The sequence below is a fragment of the Flexivirga sp. G2 genome (assembly GCF_055397625.1).
On record NZ_AP039675.1, the window covers coordinates 397032 to 421894 of the forward strand.

A 24863-nucleotide genomic window follows, 5' to 3' on the forward strand; every position below is an offset into this window, starting at 1 on the left:
TCAGGAACGCACCGGCAGGTAGGAGTTGGACCATGACGGGCGAAGGTCCCGAGTTCTGCGGGCAGACGGTGCGTCGGACGTTGGAGGTGGTCGGTGGAAAGTGGTCCATGCTCGTCCTCTGGGAGCTGTTGCAGCAGGAGCGGCGGTACGCCGATCTGCAGCGCCACGTGGGTGGCATCTCACAGAAGGTTCTGTCGAACGAGCTGAAGTCACTGGTGAGCGCCGGCCTGGTCGAGCGTGAGGTCATCCCCATGGTTCCGCCACAGGTTACCTACCGGATCACCGCTCGAGGTCGGAGTCTGGAGCTGGTGTTCTCCGCCCTGCACGAATGGGGTCTGCGTCACGAGGCCCGGCCCGACCCGTCTCGTCCTTAGTGAGCCCGATCATTCGGATGCTTCGGCCAGCCCCAGGCGCGCTGTTCGGCCAACACCCTGGCGGCGGCCGTCTCGAGTGCGACGGATGCGCGCGGTGCGCCGGGAACCGACCGAGGTCCGGTGAGCACGATCGCGGCGGGAACGTCCGTGCTGCAGAGCACCGGGACCGCGATCGCCTGTATGTCGGGATCGGCGAGTCCGTCGCTGCGAGCCAGCTGTGCACGCAGGATAGTGGGGCGTTCCCGCAGGAAGGCGGTCACCGACTCGGGGTCGCTGAGGGCGACATCCCGCAGGATCGTGCTCCGCCGCTCGCGGTCTGCGGTGGCGACCAGCAACCGTCCGGCAGCGGTCCGCAGGGCCGGCCGAGGTTCGAGCCGGTCGGCGATCGCCTGGTGTTCGGCAGACACGCCGGGCCCCGCGATGTCGAGGTAGAGCACGTCGACGCCGATCAGCACCGCGAGGGCAAGGGGACATTCGGCGACCTCGTTCAATCGGGTCAGCTGCTCGTGCGAGATCGGGGCGGCCGGGTTCATGCCGGCGACGAGTGCGAGCACCTGCAGCCGCCTGCCGAGCCGGTAGACGTTCTCCTCCCGGTGCACATATCCGTGGCGGCGCAACTGTGCGAGTAGATCCGCGACCGTGCTGCTGGGGATACCGGTCGCCGCCACGATCTGGCTGAACCGTGGGGGCATCGCGGCACGACCGACGAAGTCCAGGACGCGGTCGACCCGCTCGACGCCGTGATGTCCGTGGTCCGTCCGCATGAAAGCACCGTACTTTCCGGATATCCGGACGGACTGTTCCCGGTCTCGTCCGGTCCGCAGGCTGGAGACATGTCCGCACGCATTCCCACCAGCCGCATCGTCGCTGACCTGGTGAACACACTGACCGGTGACACCTGGAGTGGTGACTCGACCGCCGAGGTTGTCGGCACCGACCCTGCCTGCCCCTCTCCGCATCGGCTCGCCGACACCTCGGCCGCGGCGATCGCGTCATTCGGCCGCGAGGTCGCCGCATTGGACGAGGACCGCGGTGCACCGGCCCAACGCGTGTCCGTGTCGGCAGCGGCCGCTCTGGACCAGCTGCGTGCGCCGTTTCTCGCCGATCTCAACGGCGTTGCGCCCCACGTCCTGTCCGACGATCCGACCCTGCTGGGACTGAACGACTTCTATCCGGCTCGGGACGGCTGGGTCTTCATACTCTCGACCTACCCGCACCTGCGGGCGGCAGCCTGTCGCGTCCTCGATTGCCCACCGGTCGCCGAGGCGATCCGAGTGAAGACACGCAAGTGGTCCGCGGCACGATTGGAGGAGGCCCTCGTCGCAGCGGGCGGCGTCGCCGCTGCCGCCCGAACCACGGCTCAGTGGGCTGATCATCCGGTCGCGCAACACCTTGCACCGCGTCCCGTCGTCGAGATCGAACGCATCGGTGACGCACCGCCGGCGCCGTTCCCGAATCGACCCCCGGACGCGGACGGTTCCGTGTGGGCGCCGCTCGCCCAACTACGGGTTGTCGACAACACCCATGTGATCGCCGGGCCGGTAGCCACCCGTCTTCTCGCTGCCTTCGGGGCGGACGTCCTGCACACGTCGACCCCGGATCGACCCGACCCGATCGGCATGTTGGCGATCACCGGTGGCGGAAAGGCGAACGCCTACGCCGATCTGCGCGACCGCGGCACGAGGTCGAGACTCGACGCACTGGTCGAAGCCGCCGACGTCTTCGTCAGCTCCTATCGCAACGTGTTGTCATACGGGTTCGGCAGTGTCGAACTGGCGGCACGTCACCCCGGACTGATCTATGCGGAGATGCATGGCTGGGGCCCGGACGGTCCGTGGGCCGACCGCGGTGGCTTCGACCAATTAGCCTGTGCCGCAACCGGATTCTCCATCGATGAGGGCAATTTCCGGGACGGCGTGGACGGGCGACCCGCCTTACCTCCGACCCATCTGCTCAACGACTACCTGGCCGCTTACCTGGCTGCTGCCGGCATCACTGCCGCGATTCGCCGACGGGCTGCGCAAGGGGGCTCGTGGCGGGTGCGGGTGAATCTCGCGCGGGTGTGCATGTGGGTCCAGGCGTGGGGGAAGGCATCGAGGCTCGACCCCCGGTCCGCGATGCCCGAACCATCCATCGGACGACACAGTGTCACGGGTCCGCTCGGCACACTCACGGAGCCGATGATTCCGCTGAGCTTCTCGCAGCACAGCACGCCGCAACCTGGCGCACCGGCGCTGCTCGGCACGTCGGATCTCGCTTTCCGCTGAACGACGCGCATCTCCGAAGAGCGAGTGACGAGAATCGAACTCGCGTATTCAGCTTGGGAAGCTGATGTTCTACCATTGAACTACACTCGCGTGCCCCGAACGGCCGCCATCTCGGCTGGCGCTCGGACCGGCAGGAGTCTAACCCACCCAGTGCGCCACCGGAGCAACTGCCCGCCCGGTACCGTGACCTCCGTGCTGCTCTCCGACCGCGACATCCGCGCCCAGATCGACGCCGGCCGCGTGCGCCTCGACCCGTATGACGAGACGATGATCCAGCCGTCGAGCATCGACATACGGATGGATCGCTATTTCCGGCTCTTCGACAACCACAAGTACCCGTTCATCGACCCGTCCGTCGAGCAGGACGAGCTGACCCGATTGGTGGAGACCGAGCCGGGCGAGCCGTTCGTGTTGCACCCGGGCGAGTTCGTGCTCGGCTCGACCTACGAGCAGGTGACGTTGCCCGACGACGTCGCCGCGCGGGTCGAGGGCAAGTCCAGCCTGGGCCGACTCGGTCTGCTGACGCACGCGACGGCCGGTTTCGTGGACCCCGGCTTCTCCGGGCACGTGACCTTGGAGCTGTCCAACGTCGCCACCTTGCCGATCAAGCTGTGGCCGGGCATGAAGATCGGCCAGCTCTGCTTCTTCCAGCTCAGTAGTCCGGCCGAAAACCCCTACGGCAGCGCCAAATACGGTTCCCACTATCAGGGCCAGCGCGGCCCGACGGCGAGCCGGTCCTACGCCAACTTCCATCACACCGAGGTCTGATGCCCCGCTTCGAGGTCGGTCCGGCGCACGACGGCATACATCCGGAGGCCCACCCGTTCCTCACCCTGCCCGACGGTCGGGAGCATCCCGAAGCCGTCGTGTTGCTGCTGCACGGTGGCGCCGAACACGGCCTCGGACGCACCTCCAAGATGAGCCCGCCGCTGCTGCGAATGCTCCCGGTCGCCCGCAGCATCGAACGCGCCGGCCACGGCAGGATCGCCACGGCGGTGCTCCGGGACGCGGTCCGCGGTTACAACGACGACGCCCGGTCCCCGGTGCGCGACGCGGAGTGGGCGCTCGCCCGGCTGCGCGAGCTCTACCCCGACCGGCCGCTCGCGCTGGTCGGTCACTCGATGGGTGGCCGGGTCGCCCTCGAACTCGCCGGCACCGACGGCGTCACCAGCATTGTCGGTATGGCGCCCTGGATCCCGCAGCTGTATGACGTCGAACCGTTCCTGGACCGGCACACCTTGCTGCTGCACGGCCGCAAGGACGTCATCACCGATCCGCGCAAGAGCTCGCGACTCGCCGAGCTGATCGCGCAGGCGGGTGGCGACGCGCGCAGCGTGCAACTGCCGGACGCGCACGCGATGCTGCTGCGAGCGCGGACGTGGCACCGCCATACGACCGATTTCCTGGTGGAGACCCTGCTGTCCTGAGCCGTCGCCACTGAACAGTCGCGCGGTCTGTCGGTGTCGTGCATTACGTTGGGTGACCATGATCCGCTTCGAGCAGGTGGTCAAGCAGTATGCCGGCGGCACGACGGCCGTCGACAACCTTTCCTTCGAGGCCCCGACGGGCCAGATCACCGTCCTGGTGGGACCGTCCGGGTGTGGCAAGACGACGTCGCTGCGGATGATCAATCGGATGATCGAGCCCACCAGCGGCCGGATCACCATCGACGACGAGGACGTCCAGTCCTTCAACGCCGCCACGCTGCGTCGCGGCATCGGTTACGTCATCCAGCACGCCGGGCTGTTCCCCAACAAGCGAGTCGTCGACAACGTGGCCACGGTCCCGCAGTTGCTCGGCACTCCCAAGGCGCGGGCGCGCGAGCGGGCCCGTGAGGTGCTCGAACTCGTCGGGTTGCCAGGCGATTTCGCGGACCGGTGGCCGTCCCAGCTGTCGGGTGGCCAGCAGCAGCGCGTGGGTGTGGCTCGTGCGTTGGCCGCCGACCCGCCGGTGATGCTGATGGACGAGCCGTTCAGCGCGGTCGACCCGGTGGTGCGCGAGCAGCTCCAGGACGAATTCCTCCGGCTGCAGCGCGATCTCGGCAAGACGATCGTGTTCGTCACCCACGACATCGACGAGGCGCTGAAGCTCGGCGACCAGATCGCGGTCATGCGCGTCGGCGGCAAGCTCGCCCAACTCGCCGACCCGGCATACCTGTTGGCGCATCCGATCGACGACTTCGTGGCCGACTTCATCGGCCGCGACCGCGGCTACCGGGCGCTGACCTTCGCCGAGACGCCGCCGCTGCCGCTGGCCAGCGAGCCGACCGTGTCGCTCGGCGCGACTCCGGAGCAGGCACGGGCGGCCACGCAGGACGAGTGGTTGCTCGTGGTCAACGACGGACACCCGGTCGGGTGGATCCAGCCGCGCGCGATCACCGCACCCGTCGAGCCCGCGATGCTGCACCGCGGCGGCACCGTCGCGCGCGCGTCCGGGCCACTACGTGCAGCGCTCGACGCAGCGTTGTCGTCCCCGAGCCGCCGCGGCGTCATCGCCGCCGACGACGGCAGTCTGCTCGGCACCGTCCGCGCTCACCAGGTGTTGCAGGCGATCGAGGCCACCGAGCGACCGGAGGTCGACGAGGCCGACATCGCACCGCAACACGAGTCGTCCCACGGCACCGTGCCCCTGGAGAAGTAGCCACCCGTGCTCTCCTTTATCCAGGACCACTGGTCCGACATCATCAGCCGCACCGTGGACCACGCATGGCTGGCCGGCCTGCCGTTGGTCATCGGGCTGCTGATCGCGCTGCCGCTGGGCTGGCTCGCACGCCGGGCGTCGTGGCTGCGGGTGATCCTCGTGGGCGGTTCGAGCCTGCTCTACACGATCCCGTCGCTGGCGCTCTTCGTGCTGATGCCGCTGATCATCAAGACCAAGATCACCTCTCCGGTCAACGTCATCGTCGCGATGACGGTCTACACCCTGGCCCTGTTGGTCCGCACCGTCGCCGACGCCCTCGGAGCGGTATCGGAGGAGACCACGCAAGCGGCGATCGCCATGGGATACACGCCGATTCGTCGGTTCTTCGGTGTGGAGTTGCCGCTCGCCGTGCCGGTCATCTCGGCGGGGCTGCGGGTCGCCGCCGTGAGCAACGTCGCCATCGTCAGCGTCGCCGCCCTGCTCGGCATCCGTCAGCTCGGCTTCTACCTCACCGACGGTTACCAGACGACCTACTGGGCCGAGGTGTGGACCGGCGTCGTCGCCTGCCTGGTGCTGGCACTGATCTTCGACCTGGTGATCCAGCTGATCACCCGGGTGCTGACGCCATGGCAGAGAGGGGCCACCACGTGATCACCTCTGTATGGCGCTGGCTCACCGACGGCGCGCACTGGCAGGGCGACACCGGCATCATCCACCGGTTGCTGGAGCACCTGCAGTACTCCGGCGAGAGCCTGCTCATCGCCGCGCTGATCGCGTTGCCGATCGGTGCGTTGATCGGGCACACCGGCAAGGCGAAGTGGATCATCGCCGTTGCCAACGCTTTTCGTGCGATTCCCAGCCTCGGCCTGTTGTTCGTCGTGGCGATGTGGTTCGTGTCCCGCCTCACCGGGGACTCGGCATACCTGGTGCCGACGATCATCGTGCTGGTCATCCTCGCCATACCCCCGCTGCTGGCCGGTGCCTACAGCGGCGTCGGCGAGGTCGACCCGGCCGCACGCGATGCGGCATACGGCATGGGCATGAACGGCCGACAGGTGCTGACCCGTGTCGAGGTGCCGTGCGCGTTGCCGCTGATCTTCTCCGGCGTGCGCAGTGCTGCGCTGCAGATCATCGCCACCGCGACGATCGCCGCGTCGATCAGCGTCGGCGGTCTCGGCCGCTATCTGATCGACGGTCTCGCCAACAGCGACTACGCACAGATGGCGGGCGGGGCGATCCTGGTGACCGCCCTCGCGCTGGTCGTGGACGGAGTGCTCGCCGTCATCCAGCAACTCGTCGTTCCCGGTGGTCTGCGCGCGACGGGCGGGTCCCGACGCAAGCAGCGCGCAACCACTGCGGCAGCCGAATCCGCGCACGCCGCCTGAACTCACCGAAACCACAACCGAGATGAGGAACCCATCATGAAGCGCACACTCACAGTGACCGCCCTGGGCGTCGCCGCGACGCTGGCGCTCGCCGCCTGCGGTGGCGGCAGCAGCAATCCGCTCAGCACGGGTTCCGGATCGGGCGGCAATGCGCCGACCGGGAGCCCGAAGGCCGGCACCATCCATGTCGGCGCCGCGAACTTCCCCGAGTCGCAGCTCATCGCGGAGATCTACGCCGCAGCGCTCAATGCCAAGGGGCTCAAGGCCACGACGGGTGACCCGCTCGGCGCGCGCGAGGTCTATCTCAAGGCGCTGCAACAGGGTTCGATCGATCTCGTCCCCGAATACGCATACTCGCTGCTGACCTTCTACGACGCGTCGGCGACCCAGACGGCGCCCGACGCGGTCCGGGCCGCGCTGACCAAGAAGCTGCCGAGCGGTGACATCGTGCTGAACGCCGCGGCCGCCGAGGACTCCAACACCGTCACGGTCACCAAGAAGACTGCTGACAAGTGGGGGCTGAAGACGATCGCCGACCTGGCCAAGCACTCGAACGAGGTCACCTTCGCGGCGCCCGCGGAGTTCCAGAGCCGTGAGCAGGGCCTGAAGGGGCTCAAGGAGAAGTACAACCTGGTGCCGAAGAGTTTCCGGGCGTTGCAGGGCACGGCCATCGTGCAGGCGCTGAAGAACAACCAGGCGCAGGCCGCGAACATCTTCACGACCGACCCGTCGATCAAGGCCGACGGTTTCGTCTCGCTGCAGGACCCCAAGCACGTCTTCGGCAGCGACAACGTCGTGCCGTTGATCAGCAAGGCGAAGGCGACCGCCACGGTGAAGTCGGTGCTCAATGCCGTGCAGGCCAAGCTGACCACCGACAAGCTCGCCGCCATGGACAAGGAGGTCCAGGTGGACCACAAGGACGCCTCCAGCGTCGCCAAGCAGTTCGTGACGAGCAACGGTCTCGGCTGACCGCATCTCGGCTCCGCGGGCGCCGATCACCACCGCTGGGCGGGGTGGTCGGCGCTCTGCTGTGAAAGCACGAATGAATGAGTGAGCGCTCACTCATTCGTGCTAGCGTGTCATGTCGTGACTGATTCCAAGGTCGCGCGTGCTGGTCGTCGCGCGGCACCCATGCCTCCGCAGCAGCGCCGGGAAGCGTTGATAGACGCGGCAATCGGCGTGATCCGAGAGCGCCATACATTGCCGACGACGCGACAGATCGCCGAGGCCGCAGGCGTCGCGGAAGGCACCATCTTCCGGGTCTTCGCCAACAAGGACGAGTTCTTCGACGCGGTCATCGACCGGACATTCGACTCCCGCGGCCTGGAAGAGGACCTCGAGAAAATCAATGGCGATACCGGCCTGGAAACAGTGATGATCGAGCTGGTCCGCGTGCTGCAGGCCAGGTTCCAGGAGATCTTCGACATCATGGGCGCGTTCAGCATGGTCGGCCCACCGGAGCGGTTCCGCGACCCGGTGCGGCAACGCCGCCAGGAGGCGCGGACCGGGTCGTGTGTGCTGCAGCTGCTCGACCCGTACGCCGACCAACTGCGACTGCCGGTGCCGGAAGTGGCGCGGCTGTTGCGGCTGCTCACGTTCAGCGGCAGCCACAAGCACATCAACGACGGCGAGGTGCTGTCTCCCGCGGTGATCGTGCACACGATCTTGTATGGCGTGGCGACGGCCGATGACCGGCCGGCGTCGAAGGGCGCCATACGTAGGCGAAAAGGCCTTGAAACACAGCAGATTCGGGGGAACTAGGTGCTCTTCAAACTGATCCGGGACAGACTCGCGCCATACAGCGGGTTGCTGCTCGGACTCGTGCTGCTCCAACTGATCAACGTCGGCGCCAACCTCTACCTCCCGACCCTGAACGCCGACATCATCGACAAGGGCGTGACCAAGGGCGACACCGGCTTCATCTGGAGCACCGGCGGCGTGATGCTCGCCGTCTCTCTGGTGCAGGTCGTGGGGTCGATCGGTGCCGCCTACTTCGGTGCGCGGATCGCGATGTTCTTCGGGCGCGACACTCGCGCCACGATCTTCCGGTCGGTCGGCCGGTTCTCCGCGCGGGAGATGAACCAGTTCGGGGCACCCTCGCTGATCACCCGCAGCACCAACGATGTTCAGCAGGTGCAGACCCTCGTGTTGATGAGCTGCACGCTGATGGTCGGTGCGCCGATCATGATGGTCGGCGGTGTGATCATGGCGCTGCGTCAGGACGTCGGACTGTCCTGGCTGGTGCTGATCGCGGTGATCGTCCTCGGTGTCGCGGTCGGGTCGGTGGTGCGCAGGATGGTGCCGGGCTTCCGGCTGGTGCAGAAGCGCATCGACGTGGTCAACCGGGTGATGCGCGAACACCTTTCGGGCGTGCGGGTCATTCGGGCGTTCACCCGCGAGCGTTACGAGGAGCGGCGCTTCGACGAGGCGACCGACAGTCTCACCGAGATCTCCACCAAGGTCGGCAGTCTGATGATGATCATGTTCCCGATGGTCATCACGGTGATGAACCTGTCGACCATCGGCGTCTGGTGGTTCGGTGCCCATCAGGTCGCGCACGGCGACGTGGAGATCGGGTCCCTCTCGGCATACATGACCTATCTGATCCAGATCCTGATGTCGGTGATGATGGCGACCTTCATGTTCATGATGATCCCGCGCGCGTCCGTGGCCGCGGAGCGGATCACCGAGGTCGTCAGCACCGAGCCGTCGGTGCAGCCGCCGGTCGATCCGATCACTCCCTCGCAGGTCCGTGGAGTCGTCGAACTCGACCGCGCCTCGATGCAGTACCCCGGCGCCGACGACCCGGTGCTGCGCGACGTCAGCCTGCGCGCCGAGCCCGGCCAGACGGTTGCGATCATCGGCTCGACCGGTTCGGGCAAGTCGACCCTGCTCTCCCTGATCGCGCGGCTGTTCGACACCACCTCCGGCGCGGTCCGGGTCGACGGCGTCAACGTGCGCGAACTCGATCCGCAGCTGCTGTGGGGACACGTCGGGATCGTGCCGCAGAAGGCGTACTTGTTCTCCGGCACCGTGGCGAGCAACCTGCGCTACGGCAACCCCGAAGCCACCGATGACGAGCTCTGGCAGGCATTGGAGATCGCGCAGGCGCGCGACTTCGTCGAGCGGATGGACGGCGGTCTGGACGCGGCGGTCATGCAGGGCGGGACGAACGTGTCCGGTGGCCAGCGACAGCGGTTGTGCATCGCGCGTGCCCTCGTGGCGCAGCCGCGGATCTATCTCTTCGACGACTCGTTCTCCGCGCTGGACCTCGCCACCGACCGGCGGCTACGCGAAGCCCTTGCTCCACACGTGCGCGAGGCGACGGTTTTCATTGTCGCCCAACGGGTTTCGACCATCCGCAATGCCGACGTGATCCTGGTGCTCGACGACGGTCACGTCGTCGGTGCCGGCACGCACGACGACCTGTTGATCACCTGCGAGGAATACCGCGAGATCGTCGCATCGCAGGGCGGCACCGGAGAGGAGGCCGCGTGATGGCGAAGAAGACGTCCGTGCAAGAAGCACCCCAACCCCCGGCGGACCGTGCGGCCAAGCCGATGCGTCGGCAGGGCGGCCCGGGCATGGGCATGGGCATGGCGGAGAAGTCCAAGGACTTCACCGGTTCCGCGAAGCGCCTGCTCGGGCGGCTGACACCGCACCGGCCGACGTTGATCGTGATCCTCATCCTCACGGTCGCGGCGGTCGCTCTGAACGTCGTCGGCCCGAAGGTGCTCGGCAAGGCGGTCGACAAGATCTACTCGGGCGCGGTCGGCTCGCAGCTGCCGCACGGGCAGACCAAGGACCAGGTCGTGCAGATGCTGCGCGACCATGGGCAGGGCACGTTCGCGGACATGGTGTCCGGCATGGACGTGGTGCCGGGGGTCGGCATCGACTTCGGCTCGCTCGGTCGCATCCTGCTGATCGTGCTGTGCCTCTACCTGGTGGCGGGGGCGTTCCAGTTCCTGCAGGCGCGGCTGCTCAACCGGGTCGTGCAGAACACCATGAACACGCTGCGCAAGGACGTCGAGGCGAAGATCAACAAGGTCCCGCTGAGCTACCTGGACGGCCAGCCGCGCGGTGAGCTGTTGTCGCGGGTCACCAATGACATCGACAACATCGGCCAGTCGATGCAGCAGACCATCAGCCAGTTGCTGGTCAACGGACTCACGGTGATCGGTGTCATCGTGATGATGCTGACGATCTCCTGGTGGCTGACCCTGGTGGCGATGATCGCGATCCCGATCGTGATGCTCGTGACCGGCCAGGTGATGAAGCGCTCGCAGAAGCTGTTCATCGCACAGTGGGGACACACCGGCGCACTCAACGCGCAGATCGAGGAGACCTTCAGCGGGCACGAGCTCGTCAAGGTGTTCGGTCGCCAGCACGAGGTCGACGCGGCGTTCGACGGGACCAACGAGCAACTGACCACGGTCAGCTGGCGAGCACAGTTCGTCAGCGGCCTGGTGATGCCGATCATGATGTTCGTCGGCAACCTGCAGTACGTCGTCGTCTGTGTGCTCGGCGGTCTGCAGGTCGCCAACGGCTCGATGACGCTGGGCAATGTGACGGCGTTCGTGCAGTATTCGCGGCAGTTCACCCAGCCGCTGACCCAGATGGCGTCGATGGTCAACCTCATGCAGTCAGGGGTCGCCAGTGCCGAGCGGGTCTTCGAGGTGCTCGACGCGCCGGAGGAGCGCCCGGACGAGTCGGCCCCGATGGCACCCACCCGTGGTGCGGTGGAGTTCGAGCACGTCGACTTCGGTTATACACCGGACAAGCCGCTGATCGAGGACCTGTCCCTGGCGGTCGAACCCGGGCAGACGGTCGCCATCGTCGGCCCGACCGGGGCCGGCAAGACGACCCTGGTGAACCTCATCATGCGGTTCTACGAGCTGGACTCCGGACGAATCCTGATCGACGGTCAGGACATCACGACGATCAGCAGGCAGGACCTGCGTTCACGGATCGGCATGGTGCTGCAGGACGCCTGGCTCTTCCACGGCACGATCCGGGAGAACATCGCCTACGGCCGGATGGACGCGACCGAGGAGCAGATCCACGCGGCCGCGGAGGCGACTTTCGTCGACCGATTCGTGAAGTCCCTGCCGGAGGGCTACGACACGGTCATCGACGAGGAGGGGTCCGGGGTGTCGGTCGGGGAGCGTCAGCTCATCACGATCGCCCGGGCGTTCCTGGCCGACCCGGCCATGCTCATCCTCGACGAGGCGACCTCGTCGGTCGACACCCGCACCGAGGTGCTGCTGCAGGAAGCCATGGCAGCGCTGCGGTCCGATCGCACGAGTTTCGTGATCGCACACCGGCTCTCGACGATCCGCGATGCCGACACGATCCTGGTCATGGAGGACGGCCACATCGTCGAGCAGGGCGATCACGCGGAGCTGCTCGCCGCGGAGGGCGCGTACCACCGGCTCTACATGTCGCAGTTCGAGGGCGCGATGACCGAATCGGACCCCGACGCACTCGACCCGGCCTGAGCGCACCCGCGGTCGTCGTCCGGCGGGACGTGGCGCGCATCAGTTGCGGCGCAGCTGGAAGGTGAAGTCGGTGTCCTTCCCGTCGAGGAAGCGGTGGTTGCGGGCATACCACTCCGACAGCTGCGCGTTGTCGACGTCCGGTCCCAGTTCGGCGGCGGACCGGGCGTAGCGGGACGCGTCGTGGGCGTCGACGAGGCCGTTGAGCTTCTCGCCCTTCGGGGTCTCGACGACGATGTTCGTCCGGTTGACGGTGTCGGGGTTGGCGACGCCGTCGGCGCGTGGCACCGGGTCGTGGACGTTCTCCAGCGAAAGGACATTGACGCTCGTCGGCACCTTGATGCGGGAGATCGGTGACCCGGCGGTGACGACCTCGGTGACGTGGTACTTGGTGCGGAAATGGTCGTCGACCGCGAGGCGGGTCGCGACGATGCCGCCCTGGCTGTGCCCGGTGACCATGACGGGTTCGCTGCCCGGGCTCACTCCGGCCTCCTTCATGGCGGCGCCCACCGCCTTGTCGATCGCCGGGTAGAGGGATGACTTCACACCGGCCTCGGTGGCGAGGTTGGCGGCGGTCGCGGACGGTCCGTGGTCGCTCTCGAGGTTCCAGTGCGTGGTGCCCGGTATGGCGACGACCCAAGCGCCCTTGCCGTCCGCACCCACCACGCGGCGGACGTGCACGATCGAATGGTCGGAGGTCGACTGGTGCTCGGTCCGCGCGTCCTCGGCGACGATGTCCTGCAGCTGTCGGCTTCTGGCACGCTGCTTCGAGGCCCGTGTCTGCTTGACGCTCAACGGTTTCGAGTCCTGGAACCAACCGAACGATCGGCCGTTGGCCAACAGCCAGGCGATCTGCCCCTCGAAGTCGGACGGTGCCGTGCCAAGTCCCAACCGCCGGGTGACACCCGTCCGGCCGGCCGTGCCGACCAGGAAACTGGTCCACGCGACCGTGCCGTCGACCAGGGCCGGGTCGTCCTCGACCTGCTCCTGGAAGTCCTTCACGAAGTTTCGGCCGATCGCAGCGCCATACCCCAGCAGATCGTCGCCGACGTTGGGCCCGTCCTGGGGCAACCTGCTCTCCACCAGCGCCTTGTCGGCGGATGCCACCACGTCGAGGTACAGCCGCTGCGGGGTCGTGGCGATGTTGACGGCGGCGAACGCCGCACGCCGCAAGGCGTCCGTCAGCTCGTAGGCCGCGGCGCTCCACCGGAGGGTGCGTGCGACGAACTCCATCCGCAGCGCGAGCGAACCGAGGTGCAGCGTCAATGACCCGATCTTCGTGGTGATCGCCACCGCCGATCCCGGCGAGAGGATCGCGCTGGCCCGGGGCAGCGCCAGGCCGATCGCCACCACGGCACCGCACAGATGGGTGGCGTCGTCACCGCAACTGTCCAACCGGGTGGCGGTGGTGCGCATGTCGAGGAAGTAGGCCTCGGTCGAGCCCGACCCGCCGGAGATCGTGTACTGCGAGGTCGTCACGGTGAGCACTCCTGGAGTAGGGCGGCGAAGGCGCTGATACGGGCCTGCACCTGGACGGTCGTCATCGGGCGGAAGGTCAGGTCGTCGTCGTTGTCGACGCGCAGACAGCCCCATCCGTCGGGCAGCAGATGCAGCATCGTGGCGAACCCGCCGAGGCTCGCCGCGGACAGCTGCAGCGTGAGCACCGCCTCGGCGCCCCACGCGAATTGCCTTATCCACCAAGGAAGTCCGGCCATCTCGAGCTCTTCGAGTGCGGCCCCGAGACGCTCGGGGTCACCCTCGCGGATCACCTCGGCCAGGGCGAGCAGCTCACCCGGGGCCAGCGGCGGTATGTCGACGGTGGGCGGCGGCTCATCCGGCGGAGTGGTGCCCGTGGTCCGCTCGAGCGTGGTGATCAGGCCGACGAACTCCCCGCCGAGGCGTTCCGCGGGGCCGGAGATCAGTCGCACGCCCGACGCCGACGGGATGAGCAGTTCGAATTCGTCACCGCTGACTCGTGCCAGCGTCGTGAGGTCCCGGGTTCGCAGGCGGGCGGTGACCTGGGCGTGCGGCCCACCGGTCAGCCTCCGAGCAATGTCCTCGAACTCGTCGGACGCCACGGCGCGTGCGGTGAGCTCGTGGTCGACGCCGGTCACCACAGCAGTGCCGCTCCGGGCACGAGGCCCTTCACGACGTCCTTTGCGATGTGCTTCGCGGTGTTCTCGTGGTCCTCGACGTGTCGCGCGTGGCTGTAGAGCAGCCGGCTGAGCTCGTCCAGGTCGTCGGCGCGACCGCGGAACTCGGCGGCTCGATCGGACAGCTTCGCTCGGTAGCGCTCGGCACCCTGGCTGTGCCATTTCACGGAGCTGTTGCTGCTGACCGCGGTTGCCGCGCTGCGTGCCTGCGTCGCCAACTGTGCGGCCCGACGGGCCTGGGTGCGAATTTCGTCTGGGTCGGACATGCAGATGACAGTAGGCATTTCGGCGCTTTCGCCGCTGCCGGGAACAGCTGCCCTGTGGACAAGGTGGGGAGCGCCGGGGGGTGTGCACAACATCCGATACGGGTCGTCGGATCACGATCGGCGACGCGTCGGAGCGGTAACGTCGGTTCGTGGTCGAGGGAATGCCCGGTCGCCTGCGCACCGCCGTCAGCGGGTTGTCGCCCGGGTACTTCGCCCTGGTGATGGCCACCGGCATCGTGTCTTCCGGGTTACGACTGGACGGGACCCCGCGGCTCGCGGACGTCCTGTTGGTGATCGCCGGTGTCGCCTTCGTGGCGCTGCTCGGGCTCAACGCCTGGCGCCTGATCCGTTTCCGATCTCGCGCCGTGGCGGACTTCTTCGACCCGCAGCGCTCCTTCGGCTACTTCACCGTGGTCGCCGCCGCCGGCGTGCTGGCCGACGGAGTCGCCACTCACGACATCGTCTGGTTGGCACTGGTCCTGTTCGTCCTCGGGTTCACCGCGTGGCTGCTCCTCGGGTATGCCGTGCCGTGGGCGACCATGCTCGACCGGTCACACCAGCCGACGGTGCGTGGCGCCAACGGTTCCTGGTTCCTCTGGGTCGTCTCCAGCCAGTCGATCGCGACGATGGCCGCCATACTCGAACGCCACCTGCACTCGGCGCAGCACCTCTTCGCGATGCTGGCAGTGGTTGCGTGGTCCGTCGGCGTCTTCCTGTATGGCGCGGAGAGCATGCTGATCGCGTTGCGCGAAATGCTGTACGACGCCGATTTCGCGCCGTCCTACTGGGTCTGCATGGGTGCGGCATCGATCACCGTGCTCGCCGGCGCGGAGATCCTGGCGTCGCCAGGGTCGACCGTCGTGACCAATGTGCAGCCGATCCTGGACGCGGCGACCGTGATGTTCTGGTCCTTTGCGTCCTGGCTGCTGCCGATGCTCATCCTGGCCTTCTGCTGGCGACATCTCGTACGTCGGGTGTCGCTGACGTATGACGTCGGTCTCTGGAGCATCGTCTTCCCGCTCGGCATGTATGCCGTGGCGTCGATGCACCTCGGCCAGGTGGAACGCCTGCCTGGGTGGAGCACATCGGCCGCGTCGAACTGTGGCTGGCGCTCGCGATCTGGTGTGTCGTGATGGTCGGTTTCGTCCGGCACTTGCTGCGAACTCTGGTGCGCGCCAACTGATTTGCCCACCTCGGTGGGCGTGGAGCAGATCACGTAATGGGAACGTCTTCTGCAGAATCCCGGCGACGACGCCGGGCCGGCAATAGTGTTGCGCCACCGGATCGCGGCATCCCCATCCGCCGTGGTCGCTGCCCCTGCCGGAAGGAATTCCATCATGGCGTTCACACGTACCCTCAGCATCACGGGCGCGATCGCCCTCGCTGCCTCGCTCGCCGCCTGCGGCTCGAGCGGAGGCGGGTCATCCTCCGGATCGGGTGGTGGCGGGAAGTACGGCAACTGCAAGATCACCAGCAAAGCCAACTCGATCAAGGTCAAGCCGGCCGTCAAGGACACGCTGACGGTCGAGACGACGCTGCCGGCCCAGGGCTGGTGGAACGGCACGACCGCCGACTCCATCAAGGACGGCTATGAGTACTGCATGGCGGCCAACCTGGCGAATATGGCCGGTCTGAAGAACCTGAAGATCAAGAATGTGACGTTCGACCAGCTCGTCGCCGGCCACACCCAGAACTTCGACATCGCACTCGCCGAGATCTCGATCACCCCAGAACGCAAGAAGGTCGTCGACTTCTCCACGCCGTACTTCGACTCCAACATCGGTGTGTTGACCAAGAAGGGCGCCGGCGTCACGGCCGACAACATCACGGGTAAACGCTGCGCGGCATACTCCGGCACCACCTCGGTGGACTTCCTCAAGGACAAGCTGAAGTGCAAGACGCAGAAGGTGTACCCGGACAATCAGACGTTGTACCAAGCCGTTCTGTCCGGCCAGAGCGACGTCGCGCTGCTGGACACCGCGATCGTGCTGGCCGAAGCGAAGCAGACCGGCAACAAGCTGGAGGTCGCCGGTCAGTACAAGACCGGGGAGAAGTACGGCGCGATCTACCCCAAGGGCTCCGCCAACGAGAAGGCCCTCGACAAGGGCATCACCACGCTGAAGAGCGACGGCACGTTGGACAAACTGTCCAAGGATTACCTCGGACCCGCCTTCGGTGGCGATCCGAACAAGGTGCCGGTGTGGACCGTCAAGTGACTCTCCTTGATGCCGGTCGAAAGCGGAAGGCGGATATCCCGTCGTGAGTACGCATAGTCTCGTCCGCGATGACGTGCAGTCGGCGCCGGAGCCCAGCCCGCCGCAGAAGGTCGCGAACCTGGCGATCATCGCGCTGATCGTCGACATCGTCGGCATCGCCCTGGTGCTCTACGGCGCGAAGCTGCTGCGCGACTACAACGACGGCAATGTCCTCTCGACCGTCGTCGGGGTCATCCTCGTGCTCGCGGCGCTCTACCCGCTGTGGCCGACGATCCAGGGATTCCTCGGCGCGAGCAAGCGGGCGAAGTTGCTCGGCGACAAGCAACTCGTGGCTGCCCGGCGCGCTGCCGCCCGTGGACGGGAGGACGCCTCGATCGGCCTGGGCTACGGGGTGGCGGCGATCATCGTCGGCTTCCTGCTGTGGCTGGCCCTGACCAACTCCGGAGCGGTTGCCGACACGTTCTTCCGCGTCGATGCCTGGCGGCAGTCATTCCCGGAAGCGATCCGGGGATTCTGGATCAACGTCTGGGTGGCGGTCGTCTCGTTCATCCTGGTGCTCATCTTCGGACTGCTCCTCGCCATCATGCGAATGTTGCCCGGCCGGGCCGGCGCGCCGCTGCGGCTCATCGCCACGGTCTACTGCGATGTGTTCCGGGCGATCCCGGCGATCGTGACGGTGCTCCTCGTGGTTTTCGGTGTGCCGCTGGCTTTTACCTTCACCCAGACCTGGAACGCCGCATATCTGGGTGTCGTCGCGCTCACGCTGACCTACTCGGCCTATGTCGCGGAGGTCTACCGGGCCGGACTGGCGTCGATCCATCCGAGCCAGAGCGCGGCGGCGCGGTCGCTCGGCCTGGGCTACGGACAGACGCTGCGGGCGGTGCTCGTGCCGCAGGCTGTCCGGCGGATGGTCCCGCCCCTGCTGAACGACTTCATCAGCCTGCAGAAGGACACCGCGCTGTTGTCGATCGCCGCCATCCCGGAGGTCCTGACCGTCACCAAGTTGTGGGAGGCGAAGTTGTTCACGCTGGCGCCGGTCACCCTGGCCGCGGTGTTCTTCATCATCGTCACCATCCCGCAGGCGCGGTTCGTCGACTTCCTGATCAACCGGGACGCATCGAAGAGGGCGGGTGGCTGAGCAGATGGCATTTCTCGAGATCAATGACGTTCGCAAGTCGTACGGCGAGAACGAGGTCCTGAGGGGCGTCTCGATCAGCGTCGAGCGGCACGAGGTGATCTGTCTGATCGGTGCCTCCGGGTCCGGCAAGTCGACGTTGCTGCGTTGTGTGAATCAGTTGGAGGAGGTCAATGGCGGCGAGATCCTCATCGAGGGCGACACCGTCACCGGCGCCGGTGTCGACCTCAACCGGTTGCGCCGCGACGTCGGTATCGTCTTCCAGAGCTACAACCTCTTCCCGCACATGTCGGTGCTGAAGAACGTCATGCTGGCACCGACCATGGTGGCCGGCGTCAAGGACATGGAGGCCAAGGAGAAGGCCATGGCCCTCCTGGACTCGGTCGGTATGGCGGAGAAGGCCAATGCCTACCCGGACATGCTCTCGGGCGGCCAGCAGCAGCGTGTCGCGATCGTGCGTGCGCTCGCCATGGAGCCGCGCATCATGCTGCTCGACGAGATCACCGCTGCGCTCGACCCCGAGCTCGTCGGTGACGTCCTGGAGATCGTGCGCGAGCTCGCGCATGACGGCCTCACCATGTTGCTGGCAACCCACGAGATGGGCTTCGCCAAGGAGGTCGCCAGCAAAGTCTGCTTCCTCGACCAGGGTTCGATCCTCGAGATGGGTCCGCCGCAGCAGATCTTCGAGAACCCGAAGGAAGAGCGCACGCAGCAGTTCCTCAGCCGCGTCGTGAAGTCCGGCCGCCTGTAACGCCCACGCCGGTCGAGTGCCGGCGGCGGCACGCGGGTCGAGTGCCGGAGGAGCGCAGCGGGGGAGGTGTATCGAGACCAAGGGCCCTGAAACGGTTGATGTTTCAGGGCCCTTGGTCTCGATACTGGCTCGCCTAGCGGCTCGCCCTACTCGACCAGCGTGATGCTGCTACTCGACCAGCGTGGACTCCTTGCCGCGATTCACCGCGGCGAGCAGCATGTTGGCGATGTCGACGACCTCGACCTCTTCGCGCGCCTTGCCCTCGGACTGCTCGGCGGTCAGGCCGTCGGTCATCATCACCCGGCAGAACGGGCAGCCGATGGCGATCCGGTCGGCGCCGGTGGCGACGGCCTCCTGGGTGCGGTTCAGGTTGATGCGCGAGCCGAGCTTCTCCTCCATCCACATGCGGGCGCCGCCGGCGCCGCAGCAGAAGGACTTCTCCTGCGAGCGCTCCATCTCGCGGTACTCCACGCCGGGCAGTGCGCCGATGAGCTCACGCGGCGGTGCGTAGACACCGTTGTGCCGGCCCAGGTAGCACGGGTCGTGGTAGGTCACCGACTTGCCCGTCGACGCTGCGCTGCTGGTGATCTCGGCTTCCTCGGGGCGGGCGACCGGCGTGAGGCGCTTGTCCCGCACCAGCTTGTTGAGCAGCTGCGTGTGGTGCACGACCTCGTAATCGCCGCCCAACTGGGGGTATTCGTTCTTCAGCGTGTTGAAGCAGTGCGCGCAGGTCACGACGATCTTGGTCGCGCCGGCCTCGTTGAGCGTCTCGACGTTCTGCGAAGCGAGCGCCTGGAAGAGCATCTCGTTTCCCGCACGACGCGCCGGGTCACCGGTGCACGCCTCGCCGTCACCCAGCACCGCGAACGAAACCCCAGCAGTGTCAAGGAGTTCCGCGACCGCGCGGGTGGTCTTCTTGGCGCGGTCCTCGTAGGCGCCGGCGCAGCCGACCCAGAAGAGGTAGTCGACCTCGTCGAGCTTCTCGACGTCCTGGCCGAAGACCTTGACGTCGAAGGGCAGGCCCTTGGCCCAGTCGAGGCGGGCGCGGGCCGCCATACCCCACGGGTTCTGCTTGCCCTCGAGGTTCTTGAAGAGTCCGCCGAGCTCGGACGGGAATGCCGACTCGATCAGCGTCTGGTAGCGGCGCATGTCGACGATGTGGTCGACGTGCTCGATGTCGACCGGGCACTGCTCGACGCACGCACCGCAGGTGGTGCATGACCACAGCACGTCCTCATCGATGATCGCGCCCGCGTCGCCGAGCGGGTTGTATGCCGTGAGCGGCGACGCGTCGTCATACCCGGTGGCGCCGATCAGCGGGATCTCCATGATCGGGTTGTCGGCGGTGGCCGGCCCGGTGCCCTTGGCGCTCTCCGCCGCCTGCAGGTATGGCGCCCGCGCCTGCGTGTGGTCGCGCAGCGTCATCATCAGCAGCTTGGGGGACAGCGGCTTGTCGGTGTTCCAAGCGGGGCACTGCGACTGGCAGCGCCCGCACTCGGTGCAGGTCGAGAAGTCCAGCAGGCCCTTCCAGGTGAAGTCCTCGACCTTGCCGACGCCGAAGGTGGTGTCCTCGTCCATCTCTTCCAGCGACTCCATGGTCACCGGCTTGCCGTCGACCTGCATAGGCTGCAGCGCCCCGAGCGAGGTGCGGCCGTCCGCGTTGCGCTTGAAGAAGATGTTGAAGAACGCCAGGAACCGGTGCCACGCGACACCCATGGTGATGCGGCGGGAGATGACGATCAGCCAGGTCATCGCAGTGATGATCTTGATCGTGGAGATGACCACGATGAGCGCCTTGACGTTGCCCAGCGAGAGGTGGTGCAGCCAGCCGCCGTACCAAGCGGTGAGCGGGAAGTGCAGGCCGCTCGCGGTGCCCTCGCCCTCGTACGTGCCGATCGCGTACTCCAGACCGCGCAGCGACAGCACGCAGAGGATCTCGATCAGGATGACCATCTCGACGAAGTAGGCCTGCCAGAAGGTCGAACCGAAGAAGCGCGACCGGCGGCCGTCCTGCCCCGCGGAGCGCGCCGGGTGGTTCTTGCGGCGGTTCCAGATCAGCCAGACGATGCCGATCAGGCCGCCCCAGCCGAGCACCTCGGTGACCCACTCGAAGAGCACGAAGTGGCCGATGATCGGCAGCACGAACGTCGGGTTCCACACCTGGAAGTACGACGCGAGCACCGCCAGGGACAGCACGATGAACGAGATCATCGTGATCCAGTGCGCGATGGCGACGATCGGCAACCGCGACATGCGGGTGTGGCCGAAGACCTCGCGGACCAGGGTGGCGGTGCGCCGCCCCTTGTTGTCGCCACGGTCCTCCGGGCGACCCAGACGGAAGGTCCGGACGAATCCTTGGACGGCGGGGACGGCGACGGCGATGCCGGCGACGGTGATCGCCAGGGTGATGATCGCGGCGACGATCTGCAGGGCTGTCATGCGGGCAGTCTAACTGTCGGCTACCCACCAGTAACTTCCAGCGTGCCTTCGCAATCGGGTGCGGTTCGTGGACGCTGTTTGCGCGTTCAATAACAAGGTGTTGGAATACACATAACCGGTCCTGGTGTTGGACCGACCGCTGCCGGACGGGAACCCGGCGACTCCGCAGAAGGAAGGCAACAGACGTGCCCATTCTCGACGACGTCACCCAGGCGATCGGCAACACACCGCTGGTGCGCATCAACCGGATCATCGACGCGGCGGAGGGCACAACGGTCGCCGCCAAGCTCGAGTTCAACAACCCCGGTGCCTCCGTGAAGGACCGCATCGGTGCCGCGATCATCAAGGCCGCCGAAGAGTCCGGCGAGCTCAAGCCGGGCGGCACGATCGTCGAGGCGACCAGCGGCAACACCGGCATCGCGCTCGCGATGGTCGGCGCCGCGAAGGGATACAAGGTCGTCCTCGCGATGCCCGAGACGATGTCGGCCGAGCGCAAGGCACTGCTCAAGGGCTTCGGCGCCGAGCTCGTCCTCACCCCCGGTGCCGAGGGCATGAAGGGTGCCGTCAACAAGTCGGAGGAGATCGCCCAGGAGCGCGGCGGCATCTTGGCCCGGCAGTTCGCCAACGAGGCGAACCCGAAGGTGCACCGCGAGACGACCGCCGAGGAGATCTGGCGCGACACCGACGGCAAGGTCGACATCCTCATCTCGGGCATCGGCACCGGCGGCACGATCACCGGCGTCGGCCAGGTGCTCAAGGAACGCAAGCCGGACGTGCAGATCATCGCCGTCGAGCCGGCGGAGTCCCCGATCCTGAACGGCGGCCAGCCCGGCCCGCACAAGATTCAGGGCCTGGGCGCCAACTTCGTCCCCGAGATCCTCGACACGAACGTGTATGACGAGGTCATCGACATCGACGCCCCGACCTCGGTGCAGTGGGCGCGCAAGGCCGCCACCGAGGAGGGCCTGCTCGTCGGCATCTCCTCCGGTGCGGCGCTCGCCGCTGCAGCACAGGTCGCGGCCCGCCCGGAGTCGGCAGGCAAGACGATCGTCGTCGTCATCCCCAGCTTCGGCGAGCGCTACCTGTCCACGATCCTCTTCGAGGGTCTGGTGGACTAGGCACCATGGCTCACGGCACTTTGCTCACCAACGGTCACCGCGCGAAGCCGGTGACCCAGACGGTGCGTGCTGCCGTGGACTCCATCCGCGAGGACCTCGACGCCGCGCTCGAACGCGATCCGGCCACCACCTCCCGCTGGGAGATGGCACTGGCGTCACCCGGCCTGCACGCGATCTGGGTGCACCGGTTCGCGCACCGGATGTGGCGTCGCGGCGGCCGGTGGCGGCTGCCGGCACGCCTCGTGTCGCAAGCTGCCCGGACCGCGACCGGGGTGGAGATCCACCCCGGTGCGCGGATCGGCAAGCGCTTCTTCATCGACCACGGCATGGGTGTGGTCATCGGTGAGACCGCCGAGGTCGGTGACGACGTGATGCTCTATCACGGCGTCACCCTCGGTGGGCGGTCGCTCGATCGGGTCAAGCGGCACCCGACCGTCGGCAACAAGGTCACCGTCGGTGCCGGCGCCAGGCTGCTCGGTCCGATCAGCATCGGCGAGGAGGCGCAGATCGGCGCCAACGCGGTGGTCGTGTCGGACGTTCCGTCTTACAGCGTGGCGGTGGGGGTGCCGGCCCGCGTGCGCTCGTCGAAGCCGATCGCTGCCCAGCCGGATCCCTACGCGGACCCAGCGCTGTTCATCTGACGGTTCTATCCGTCGCTCAGGGCCCCCGGCGCCACCAAAGTCCCTACTGTTGTTACCTATTCGCCGTTCTGCGCCGATTTTGGCGAGTAACTGACGACAGTATCGACCTCGGCGGCCGTTAATCGGTCGCGCCGGGCGGCCGTCGGCAATACGTTCGGCGAATGCCGATGGAGCTGGAGCAGGCGACGCGCTGCCTGCAGGACCGATTCGAGAACGTCCGGGATGTTGCTCCGGTCGCGCGCGCGGGTGCCTGGTCGACGCCGTACTTCTTCACGGCCGATGTCGGCGATGCCGCCACCGATCTGGTCGCCCGGTTCGGGCCGCACGTCGACGACTTCGTCAAGGACGCGCTCGCGTCCTCCTGGTCCACGCCGGAGCTGCCGACGCCCCGCGCGCATGCGCTCTTCCGGATCGACGACGGGTATGGCGTGGTCACCGAGCGACACCCGGGCGCCTTCCTCGAGGAACTGGACGCGACCGGATGGTCGCGGGCGCTGCCGCGGGTGTTCGCGGCGATCGATCGGCTGCGCCGGGTGCCGCTGCAGACCGAGCTGCCTTCGTATGTCGCGGTCGACGACGGGGTCGACACCGCGCTGGACAGGGCGCAGGTCGGGCTCAACCGCAGCTGGCACGACTGGCTGACCGACCTGTCCGACAACCCCGACGAACGCGGCGGCGGCTGGTCCGGACCACTGGCCGCCTCACCGACCGGTGATCGCAGCTTCCACGAGGGGATGGACCTGCTCGCGAAGCTCAGCGACGGCCTCGAGCCGCCACGCAGCTTCGTGCACTGCGACCTGCTCAATCGCAACGTCACCGTCGCGGGCGACGGCAGCGCGCTGCGTGCCGTCTTCGACTGGGGTTGCCTGTTCTCGGGCGATTACCTGTATGACGTGGCGTGGCTGGAGTTCTGGTCGCCCTGGCACGCGGGTATGGCGGGTCTGGATGTCCGCGCAGCGGCTCGCGCGCACTTCGGGCCGACCGATCCGGCGATCGACGCGTTCGACGAGCGGCTGCGGGTGTGCGGCATACACATCGGGCTGTGCCATCTGGCGTACAACGCGTTCGTCGGCAAGCCGGACGAGATCGCCGCTTCGGACCGGCGGATGGCCGAGTATGACGGCCGCAGTGTCAGCGGCCGGCCGGACTGACGCGCTCGTACCGAGCGCCGTCCGGTGAGCGCCGCAGATGGCCGTGATCGACCAGGGCACGACGCAGCGTCGAGACGTCGAACCAGACGGGCCGCAACAGGTTATTGACCTCGGTCTCGGACAGCGTGACTCCGGAGGGCAGTTCGGCCGCGACGGCGGCATACAGCGTCGCGGCGATCGCGGGACGCCGGGGGATCCGGGTCAGTGCGCCGTGGTGCACGAAGGATGCGAGACGCGGTTCGCGGTGCACGATGCGGTCGAGCGTGGTGTCCATGCCGTCGAGTAGACCACCGGGTCGGTGGCGGCGACATCCGAATTTCTGCCGCCGACGAGCCTCGCCATACGCCAAAGGGCTCGGCGACCGGATGGTCGTCGAGCCCCTTGACGTGTGGTGCGGAGGGTCACTCGCCCTTTGCGGCGGCCTTCAGCTTGGAGCCGACGGTCACCTTGGCGGCCTTCGAAGCCGGGATCTGGATCTCCTCGCGCGTGCGCGGGTTGCGGCCGGTGCGTGCCGCGCGGTCGACGCGCTCGATGGTGAGCAGGCCCGGCAGCTGGACCTTCTCGCCACGGCCGATCGCCTCGAGGATGACGTCGTTGAAGCCGCCGATGACGGCGTTGGCGTCCTTGACGCTCACACCGGTGCGCTGAGCGATGGTGCTGGCAAGGTCAGTGCGGTTCATGAATGGGTCCTGTTCCTTGTCTCGGGGATCGGCCGGGGCCGGTCCGTCGATCGTGGCAAGCCCGCCGAGGAATCGGCGTGCCAGTGGGTCAGCAACTGCGAAAGGTCGGATATTCCGCGCCATTGCAGGGGTGTGGCCCGCGCCCCACGTTA

The 24863-nt window shown here is 67.2% G+C and carries 25 protein-coding genes and 1 tRNA gene; 18 read left to right on the top strand and 8 right to left on the bottom strand.

Annotation, left to right across the window (positions count from 1 at the left end; genetic code table 11):
* Nucleotides 1-32 precede the first annotated feature (32 nt).
* Nucleotides 33-374: a winged helix-turn-helix transcriptional regulator gene (locus ACZ50J_RS01895; protein ID WP_464299598.1), complete on the top strand. Its 342-nt coding sequence runs from the start codon at nt 33-35 to the stop codon at nt 372-374.
* On the opposite strand, the gene ACZ50J_RS01900 is transcribed toward ACZ50J_RS01895, so the two are convergent.
* Nucleotides 371-1138 (bottom strand): helix-turn-helix domain-containing protein, encoded by a 768-nt coding sequence (locus ACZ50J_RS01900; protein WP_464299599.1) that lies wholly within the window; start codon nt 1136-1138, stop codon nt 371-373. The two genes, ACZ50J_RS01895 and ACZ50J_RS01900, sit on opposite strands and share 4 nt — an antisense overlap.
* A 69-nt stretch (nt 1139-1207) precedes the next feature.
* Here ACZ50J_RS01900 and ACZ50J_RS01905 point away from each other — a divergent pair, with 69 nt between their 5' ends.
* Nucleotides 1208-2641 (top strand): CoA transferase, encoded by a 1434-nt coding sequence (locus tag ACZ50J_RS01905; RefSeq protein ID WP_464299600.1) that lies wholly within the window; start codon nt 1208-1210, stop codon nt 2639-2641.
* A gap of 19 nt (nt 2642-2660) precedes the next feature.
* Here ACZ50J_RS01905 and ACZ50J_RS01910 read toward each other — a convergent pair.
* Nucleotides 2661-2731 (bottom strand) — tRNA-Gly (locus tag ACZ50J_RS01910).
* Nucleotides 2732-2833: 102 nt separating this feature from the next.
* Between ACZ50J_RS01910 and dcd the strand changes: the two genes are divergently transcribed.
* The 9 genes from dcd (at nt 2834) to ACZ50J_RS01955 (ending at nt 12164) form a co-directional block, all read left to right on the top strand.
* Nucleotides 2834-3409, top strand: coding sequence for a dCTP deaminase (gene dcd / locus ACZ50J_RS01915; RefSeq protein ID WP_464299601.1), 576 nt, complete (start codon nt 2834-2836; stop codon nt 3407-3409).
* Entirely contained in the window at nt 3409-4068 is a 660-nt protein-coding gene (locus tag ACZ50J_RS01920) for an alpha/beta hydrolase (RefSeq protein ID WP_464299602.1), read from the top strand. The genes dcd and ACZ50J_RS01920 overlap by 1 nt, the downstream gene beginning before the upstream one ends.
* 58 nt (nt 4069-4126) lie before the next feature.
* On the top strand, nt 4127-5281 hold the full coding sequence (locus ACZ50J_RS01925) for an ABC transporter ATP-binding protein (RefSeq protein ID WP_464299603.1): 1155 nt from the start codon (nt 4127-4129) through the stop codon (nt 5279-5281).
* Nucleotides 5282-5287: 6 nt separating this feature from the next.
* Nucleotides 5288-5932 (top strand): ABC transporter permease, encoded by a 645-nt coding sequence (locus tag ACZ50J_RS01930; RefSeq protein WP_464299604.1) that lies wholly within the window; start codon nt 5288-5290, stop codon nt 5930-5932.
* Nucleotides 5908-6666, top strand: coding sequence for an ABC transporter permease (locus ACZ50J_RS01935; RefSeq protein WP_464299605.1), 759 nt, complete (start codon nt 5908-5910; stop codon nt 6664-6666). The genes ACZ50J_RS01930 and ACZ50J_RS01935 overlap by 25 nt, the downstream gene beginning before the upstream one ends.
* Before the next feature lie 36 nt (nt 6667-6702).
* Entirely contained in the window at nt 6703-7635 is a 933-nt protein-coding gene (locus tag ACZ50J_RS01940; protein WP_464299606.1) for an ABC transporter substrate-binding protein, read from the top strand.
* Nucleotides 7636-7752: 117 nt separating this feature from the next.
* On the top strand, nt 7753-8427 hold the full coding sequence (locus ACZ50J_RS01945) for a TetR/AcrR family transcriptional regulator (protein WP_464299607.1): 675 nt from the start codon (nt 7753-7755) through the stop codon (nt 8425-8427).
* Nucleotides 8428-10164 carry an ABC transporter ATP-binding protein gene (locus tag ACZ50J_RS01950; RefSeq protein ID WP_464299608.1) on the top strand — a complete coding sequence of 579 codons (1737 nt, stop codon included), beginning with the start codon at nt 8428-8430 and terminating at the stop codon, nt 10162-10164.
* A complete protein-coding gene (locus ACZ50J_RS01955) occupies nt 10164-12164 on the top strand; it encodes an ABC transporter ATP-binding protein (RefSeq protein ID WP_464299609.1) in 2001 nt (666 codons plus the stop codon). Before ACZ50J_RS01950 ends, ACZ50J_RS01955 begins: the two co-directional genes overlap by 1 nt.
* Nucleotides 12165-12203: 39 nt before the next feature.
* Here the strand turns inward: ACZ50J_RS01955 and ACZ50J_RS01960 are convergent, their stop codons facing one another.
* The 3 genes from ACZ50J_RS01960 to ACZ50J_RS01970 are packed head-to-tail and all read right to left on the bottom strand — an operon-like array spanning nt 12204 to nt 14580.
* Nucleotides 12204-13640, bottom strand: a complete 1437-nt coding sequence (locus ACZ50J_RS01960) for a PGAP1-like alpha/beta domain-containing protein (protein ID WP_464299610.1) — start codon at nt 13638-13640, stop codon at nt 12204-12206.
* The gene (locus ACZ50J_RS01965) at nt 13637-14275 is read right to left on the bottom strand and encodes a hypothetical protein (RefSeq protein ID WP_464299611.1); all 639 of its coding nucleotides are present in this window, start codon (nt 14273-14275) and stop codon (nt 13637-13639) included. The genes ACZ50J_RS01960 and ACZ50J_RS01965 overlap by 4 nt, the downstream gene beginning before the upstream one ends.
* Nucleotides 14272-14580 carry a hypothetical protein gene (locus ACZ50J_RS01970; protein WP_464299612.1) on the bottom strand — a complete coding sequence of 103 codons (309 nt, stop codon included), beginning with the start codon at nt 14578-14580 and terminating at the stop codon, nt 14272-14274. Before ACZ50J_RS01970 ends, ACZ50J_RS01965 begins: the two co-directional genes overlap by 4 nt.
* Before the next feature lie 149 nt (nt 14581-14729).
* On the opposite strand from ACZ50J_RS01970, the gene ACZ50J_RS01975 reads away from it, so the two are divergent.
* The 4 genes from ACZ50J_RS01975 (at nt 14730) to ACZ50J_RS01990 (ending at nt 18682) form a co-directional block, all read left to right on the top strand.
* Nucleotides 14730-15713 carry a tellurite resistance/C4-dicarboxylate transporter family protein gene (locus ACZ50J_RS01975; protein WP_464299613.1) on the top strand — a complete coding sequence of 328 codons (984 nt, stop codon included), beginning with the start codon at nt 14730-14732 and terminating at the stop codon, nt 15711-15713.
* Nucleotides 15714-15917: 204 nt separating this feature from the next.
* Nucleotides 15918-16796: an ABC transporter substrate-binding protein gene (locus ACZ50J_RS01980; RefSeq protein ID WP_464299614.1), complete on the top strand. Its 879-nt coding sequence runs from the start codon at nt 15918-15920 to the stop codon at nt 16794-16796.
* Nucleotides 16797-16839: 43 nt separating this feature from the next.
* Entirely contained in the window at nt 16840-17934 is a 1095-nt protein-coding gene (locus tag ACZ50J_RS01985) for an amino acid ABC transporter permease (RefSeq protein WP_464299615.1), read from the top strand.
* Complete coding sequence (locus ACZ50J_RS01990) at nt 17927-18682, top strand: amino acid ABC transporter ATP-binding protein (RefSeq protein WP_464299616.1); 756 nt, start codon at nt 17927-17929, stop codon at nt 18680-18682. The genes ACZ50J_RS01985 and ACZ50J_RS01990 overlap by 8 nt, the downstream gene beginning before the upstream one ends.
* A 168-nt stretch (nt 18683-18850) precedes the next feature.
* Here ACZ50J_RS01990 and ACZ50J_RS01995 read toward each other — a convergent pair whose 3' ends face one another.
* Complete coding sequence (locus ACZ50J_RS01995; RefSeq protein ID WP_464299617.1) at nt 18851-21121, bottom strand: (Fe-S)-binding protein; 2271 nt, start codon at nt 21119-21121, stop codon at nt 18851-18853.
* A gap of 185 nt (nt 21122-21306) precedes the next feature.
* Between ACZ50J_RS01995 and cysK the strand changes: the two genes are divergently transcribed.
* From cysK to ACZ50J_RS02010, 3 genes are all read left to right on the top strand, one after another.
* A complete protein-coding gene (gene cysK / locus ACZ50J_RS02000; protein WP_464299618.1) occupies nt 21307-22239 on the top strand; it encodes a cysteine synthase A in 933 nt (310 codons plus the stop codon).
* A gap of 5 nt (nt 22240-22244) precedes the next feature.
* On the top strand, nt 22245-22880 hold the full coding sequence (epsC, locus tag ACZ50J_RS02005; RefSeq protein ID WP_464299619.1) for a serine O-acetyltransferase EpsC: 636 nt from the start codon (nt 22245-22247) through the stop codon (nt 22878-22880).
* 161 nt (nt 22881-23041) lie between these two features.
* Nucleotides 23042-24031, top strand: a complete 990-nt coding sequence (locus ACZ50J_RS02010) for a phosphotransferase family protein (RefSeq protein WP_464299620.1) — start codon at nt 23042-23044, stop codon at nt 24029-24031.
* Here the strand turns inward: ACZ50J_RS02010 and ACZ50J_RS02015 are convergent.
* On the bottom strand, nt 24012-24305 hold the full coding sequence (locus ACZ50J_RS02015) for a DUF2087 domain-containing protein (protein WP_464299621.1): 294 nt from the start codon (nt 24303-24305) through the stop codon (nt 24012-24014). The genes ACZ50J_RS02010 and ACZ50J_RS02015 overlap by 20 nt on opposite strands.
* Nucleotides 24306-24432: 127 nt before the next feature.
* Nucleotides 24433-24711: an HU family DNA-binding protein gene (locus ACZ50J_RS02020; RefSeq protein WP_188836899.1), complete on the bottom strand. Its 279-nt coding sequence runs from the start codon at nt 24709-24711 to the stop codon at nt 24433-24435.
* Nucleotides 24712-24863 lie beyond the last annotated feature (152 nt).

What these genes read in the sequence shown, in the direction of transcription:
- ACZ50J_RS01905 (WP_464299600.1), top strand. Translation starts at nt 1,208, where the DNA reads ATGTCCGCACGCATTCCCACCAGCCGCATCGTCGCTGACCTGGTGAAC.
- ACZ50J_RS01995 (WP_464299617.1), bottom strand. Translation starts at nt 21,121, where the DNA reads ATGACAGCCCTGCAGATCGTCGCCGCGATCATCACCCTGGCGATCACC.
- ACZ50J_RS01920 (WP_464299602.1), top strand. Translation starts at nt 3,409, where the DNA reads ATGCCCCGCTTCGAGGTCGGTCCGGCGCACGACGGCATACATCCGGAG.
- ACZ50J_RS02020 (WP_188836899.1), bottom strand. Translation starts at nt 24,711, where the DNA reads ATGAACCGCACTGACCTTGCCAGCACCATCGCTCAGCGCACCGGTGTG.
- ACZ50J_RS02010 (WP_464299620.1), top strand. Translation starts at nt 23,042, where the DNA reads ATGCCGATGGAGCTGGAGCAGGCGACGCGCTGCCTGCAGGACCGATTC.
- epsC (WP_464299619.1), top strand. Translation starts at nt 22,245, where the DNA reads ATGGCTCACGGCACTTTGCTCACCAACGGTCACCGCGCGAAGCCGGTG.
- ACZ50J_RS01940 (WP_464299606.1), top strand. Translation starts at nt 6,703, where the DNA reads ATGAAGCGCACACTCACAGTGACCGCCCTGGGCGTCGCCGCGACGCTG.
- ACZ50J_RS01980 (WP_464299614.1), top strand. Translation starts at nt 15,918, where the DNA reads ATGGCGTTCACACGTACCCTCAGCATCACGGGCGCGATCGCCCTCGCT.
- ACZ50J_RS01895 (WP_464299598.1), top strand. Translation starts at nt 33, where the DNA reads ATGACGGGCGAAGGTCCCGAGTTCTGCGGGCAGACGGTGCGTCGGACG.
- ACZ50J_RS01925 (WP_464299603.1), top strand. Translation starts at nt 4,127, where the DNA reads ATGATCCGCTTCGAGCAGGTGGTCAAGCAGTATGCCGGCGGCACGACG.
- ACZ50J_RS01955 (WP_464299609.1), top strand. Translation starts at nt 10,164, where the DNA reads ATGGCGAAGAAGACGTCCGTGCAAGAAGCACCCCAACCCCCGGCGGAC.
- ACZ50J_RS01935 (WP_464299605.1), top strand. Translation starts at nt 5,908, where the DNA reads ATGGCAGAGAGGGGCCACCACGTGATCACCTCTGTATGGCGCTGGCTC.
- ACZ50J_RS02015 (WP_464299621.1), bottom strand. Translation starts at nt 24,305, where the DNA reads ATGGACACCACGCTCGACCGCATCGTGCACCGCGAACCGCGTCTCGCA.
- ACZ50J_RS01900 (WP_464299599.1), bottom strand. Translation starts at nt 1,138, where the DNA reads ATGCGGACGGACCACGGACATCACGGCGTCGAGCGGGTCGACCGCGTC.
- ACZ50J_RS01970 (WP_464299612.1), bottom strand. Translation starts at nt 14,580, where the DNA reads ATGTCCGACCCAGACGAAATTCGCACCCAGGCCCGTCGGGCCGCACAG.